This window comes from uncultured Muribaculum sp., from assembly GCF_910583865.1.
GTDB lineage: Bacteria > Bacteroidota > Bacteroidia > Bacteroidales > Muribaculaceae > Muribaculum.
The window spans coordinates 1-4,127 of sequence record NZ_CAJTYX010000018.1; the positions used below are offsets into that span (position 1 = coordinate 1).

Sequence of the window (4,127 nt, forward strand, 5' to 3'; positions counted from 1 at the left end):
CATCGCAAATCTGCGAACCCGGTATTTCACTTTTGTTTTTAAACAACCTCTTAGAATTCAAGGCGAAAGCCTTTCTTTTTAAGTTCTTCATATTTTTCCGGATTGAAACTGTACTTAACGGGAATGCGTGCCGGAGTATGGGCGCCACGCTCCTCAGACTCGATTAGTATTCCGAGCTTGGTCATCTTCTTGTAGAAGTTGCGACGGTCGAACTTAACCTCAAGGATTGCTTCATAAAGATTCTGAAGCTCAGTCATGGTGAAAACCTTTGGAAGCAGCTCAAAGCCGACCGGTTCGAAGCAGATGCGTTCCTTCAATGTTTGGAATGCCAGACGAAGAATGCGGTCGTGGTCGAAAGCGAGTGACGGAATCTCGTTGAGAGCAAACCAACGGGCGTTGCTTGCATCATCACCCCCTTTTACTTCTGAAATCTTCACGAGAGCATAATGGGCAACCGTCACCACTCTTTCCCGGGGATCGCGGCCTACTGCGCTGAAAGTATGGAATTGGCGGACTTCAACATTATAGAGTCCGGTTTCCTCCCAAAGTTCCCGACGGGCACAATCGTCGGTAGTTTCATCTATGTTCATGAAACCGCCGGGAAAAGCCCAGCGGCCTTTGTAGGGTTCGATGCCTCTCTCAATGAGCAAAATCTTGAGGGACAAACCGTCAAATCCGAAAATGACGCAATCGCAAGTCAGTGCCGGATGCGGGTATTTATAGCAATAATGATTCTTCTCACACATAATTATGCGTATTTATGACGCAAAGATATGGCGTATTTCCGGGACTTCCAAATTATTGCGTATTTTTTACGAAATAATTTTGTGAGTTACTCGATGATAAATAATATGTGGGCGCGGAGTATCGTTATATAAGCAAGCTAAAGGATGGTCGGCTCATCCATAACACTCACAGTAATCCTATATCCATGACGAATACAGATAATAAATGTTTGAAGAAAATTGGCACCATGCGCCTCGGTGTGGCGCTGGGGTTGTTATTGTTTTCAGGAGTTTCAGGAGGTGGTGAACATATGGCATATGCCGCTGAAAAAGTGCCGGTGCAAAAACGGGCGCAATATGAGTTTACGTTTGAACTACCTTGTTATGTCGAGCAGCTGAAAGAGGAACTTGACTATCCTCTGGCATGGGGCAATTCCCCGATTACCGATTTTGACGAGTGGCGAAAGGTGGCCCGTGCGAAAGTGATGGAATGCATGATGGCTGCGCCTAAACGCGCCGACCCTGAAATGGAGGTAGTTGCGGTAGAGCGTCGCGATGGCTACGAGGCGCGTAAGGTGCGTTTCAATGTCAATGCATATTCGCGTGTCACCGGATACCTGCTTGTCCCTGATGGCGATGGCCCGCATCCTGCCGTCAATCTGCTCCATGATCATGGTGGACATCTGTTTATCGGCAAGGAAAAGATGGTTCGACCTTTTGCAGAGGATTCTGTAGTGATCAAGGACGCCGACGAATGGAGCGTGCGTCTGTATGAAGGTCAATATCTCGGTGATTATCTAGCATCGCATGGATATGTGGTGTTTTCGGTGGATGCTCCCATGTGGGGTGAACGCGGTCGGGAGGAGGGTGTCGACCGCTCGAAATATGACATAATAGCGGGTAACATGATGATGCTCGGCAGGAGTCTGAGCGCTTTTATGACATATGACGATATATCGGCCACCGAATTTCTCGCATCTCTTCCTGAGGTGGATGCCTCACGTATAGGATGTGCCGGTTGTTCGATGGGTGGCTACCGTGCCTGGATGCTTTCGGCGTTGAGCGACAGGATAAAAGCCGGAGCTTCGGTGTGCTGGATGGTAACTACCGATGTGCAGATGTCGGTTAAGGACCGGAAAAAAGAATATGGGGGCTTTGCCAATTGCATACCGGGCCTGCGTCAGTATCTCGATTATCCACATATAGCATCGTTGGCATGTCCGAAGGCAATGCTGTTTATAAATGGACGCCGGGATCATCTTTTCCCCGTGGACGGCGTGGAGGATGCATATGCGATAATGCATAAGGTATGGGACAGCCGTGATGCTAAAAACCGCCTCGCCACGGAATTGTGGGATATATCCCATTCATGTGGCAAGGCGGTGCAGAAGCGCTTATTGGAATTTTTTGATGAGAATCTTTAGACGCAATCGTCTTGATTGCGGAAAATCAGTCCTCAAGATAGAATATTATGGTAGACACCACGCGTACTTTCTTCAGATAAGGGGTATAAGGATCGCGGTCGGAGATGTCGAACTGGCCTTGTGATGCGGTCTTTATTTTTCCGAGACGGCTCTTGGAGTCGGCGGCAAACTTGTCGGCGGCCTCACGTGCGTTGGCGGTAGCTTCGGCTATCATGCCCGGCTTGATGTCGTTGAGGGCGGTGTATTCATAGATGGTCTGGTATTCGTAGTCTCCGGCTGTGATTGCTATTCCTTGTTTGAGAAGTTCTGTCTGACGTGAAATCAGCTTGTTGACCTTCTGTACGTCGGATGAGGTAACGACTACTACAGATGTAACGTTGTAGCGGAACGGGCGGTCATTAGAGCCGTAACGCTCTGCCTGAAGGTCGAGGATCTGGGGCGGCTGCACAAGAATCTCGTCGGCTGATATACCGTTTTCAGTCAGGAACTTGCTTATTTTGGATGTGTTTGAAGTTATCTTGTCGTAGATGGATGCAAGGTCGTTGCCTACCTCCTTGCAAACGATGGGCCATGTCACTTTGTTGGCCATTACTTCCTTTTCGGCAAGTCCGCGCACGGTTACAACGCGGTCACGGTAGGCGAAGTTATCGATTCCGCTCTTGATAAATACTCCGAGGAAAAAGATACCGGCCGCAATAAGAAGTGCGGGCAGTATGCGTGTCAGAATTTTCATGTTAAGTTTTATGTTGTGAGTAAATACATTTATGGTTATGACAATGAAAAAGAGGTTAAAGTTTAATCGGGTAAATAATTCATGGAAATATTTTACATAATGGGGTAAACCTCTATTACACTTGTGGTGTTTCTTTTGTAAAATTAGGAAAATTAATCAAGATGAGAAAAATTATTTTTATGTTTCTGATGTCAATGTGTTTCATGCTGACAGCATGCGGGTCAAGCATTGAGCAGATACTCGATAAACCTACCTCGGAGGTTTCACCCGAAGATGTTACCAGACTTATCGGCTGTATTGAAGAAATTAATGTGCCGGCTCAGGAACATATGAAGGCCCGGGCGTGGGGAGCACTGATAAGTCTTGTCGATGACAATCAGGAGAAGTTTGACCTTGCTGCCAGATGCTATGCCAAGCTCAATACTCTTGGTCCGGATCAGCTTGTGGATACATCGGCGCATGAAGTCATGCAGCAGTTTGCCGCGCTTGTTTCGGAACTGGCCGCGCATAAGATGCTGTCGGCATCGGCGTTTTAGGAGTGCTTCTGTTGTAATATCAAGGTGTAGTAAAAGCGGTATTGACATTTTTTTGAAATACAAGTGTCGTTGATTATCTTTGTGGAGAAAATCAACGACATTTTTATTTATGGAATTTATAAAGACGGATATCGACGGCGTGGTGATTGTCGAGCCGCGCATATTCAAGGATGCGCGTGGATATTTTTTCGAGAGTTTCTCCCGCCGTGAGTTTGAAGCTGCCGTGGGGACTGTGGATTTCGTCCAGGATAATGAATCCATGTCCACACGAGGCGTTATGCGCGGACTGCATTTCCAGCGTCCACCTTTTTCTCAGGCCAAGCTGGTTAGATGTGTGGTCGGCGCTGTACTTGATGTGGCCGTCGATTTGCGCAAGGAATCGTCCACATATGGGCAGCATGTGGCGGTGGAGTTGACTGCGGAAAATCATCGTCAGTTGTTCATTCCGCGCGGATTCGCCCATGGTTTCGCAGTATTGTCTGACGTGGCCGTCTTTCAATATAAATGTGACAATTATTATGCTCCGGAGGCTGACGGAGGCATATCAATTGCCGATGTGTCGCTTGGCATAGACTGGCGCGTAGATCCGTCTGTGGCCATCCTCTCTGAGAAGGATATGCGCCATCCTCTGTTGAAAGATTTCGACTCTCCATTCTGAGGCATATGTTTTGAGTATATCGTACACATTTTGATATGCATATAATGAAGT

General features: G+C 47.4%; 5 protein-coding genes. 3 read left to right on the forward strand and 2 right to left on the reverse strand.

What is annotated here, in order from left to right; translation table 11 throughout:
* Nucleotides 1–50 precede the first annotated feature (50 nt).
* The gene (locus QZ303_RS05605) at nucleotides 51–746 is read right to left on the reverse strand and encodes an NUDIX domain-containing protein (RefSeq protein WP_295730338.1); all 696 of its coding nucleotides are present in this window, start codon (nucleotides 744–746) and stop codon (nucleotides 51–53) included.
* Nucleotides 747–1,036: 290 nt separating this feature from the next.
* Here QZ303_RS05605 and QZ303_RS05610 point away from each other — a divergent pair, with 290 nt between their 5' ends.
* A complete protein-coding gene (locus QZ303_RS05610) occupies nucleotides 1,037–2,149 on the forward strand; it encodes an alpha/beta hydrolase family protein (RefSeq protein WP_295730465.1) in 1,113 nt (370 codons plus the stop codon).
* A gap of 25 nt (nucleotides 2,150–2,174) precedes the next feature.
* Here the strand turns inward: QZ303_RS05610 and QZ303_RS05615 are convergent, their stop codons facing one another.
* The gene (locus QZ303_RS05615) at nucleotides 2,175–2,876 is read right to left on the reverse strand and encodes an SIMPL domain-containing protein (protein WP_295730468.1); all 702 of its coding nucleotides are present in this window, start codon (nucleotides 2,874–2,876) and stop codon (nucleotides 2,175–2,177) included.
* Nucleotides 2,877–3,061: 185 nt separating this feature from the next.
* Here QZ303_RS05615 and QZ303_RS05620 point away from each other — a divergent pair, with 185 nt between their 5' ends.
* On the forward strand, nucleotides 3,062–3,418 hold the full coding sequence (locus QZ303_RS05620; RefSeq protein WP_295730340.1) for a hypothetical protein: 357 nt from the start codon (nucleotides 3,062–3,064) through the stop codon (nucleotides 3,416–3,418).
* 109 nt (nucleotides 3,419–3,527) lie between these two features.
* Complete coding sequence (rfbC, locus tag QZ303_RS05625) at nucleotides 3,528–4,076, forward strand: dTDP-4-dehydrorhamnose 3,5-epimerase (protein WP_295730343.1); 549 nt, start codon at nucleotides 3,528–3,530, stop codon at nucleotides 4,074–4,076.
* Nucleotides 4,077–4,127 lie beyond the last annotated feature (51 nt).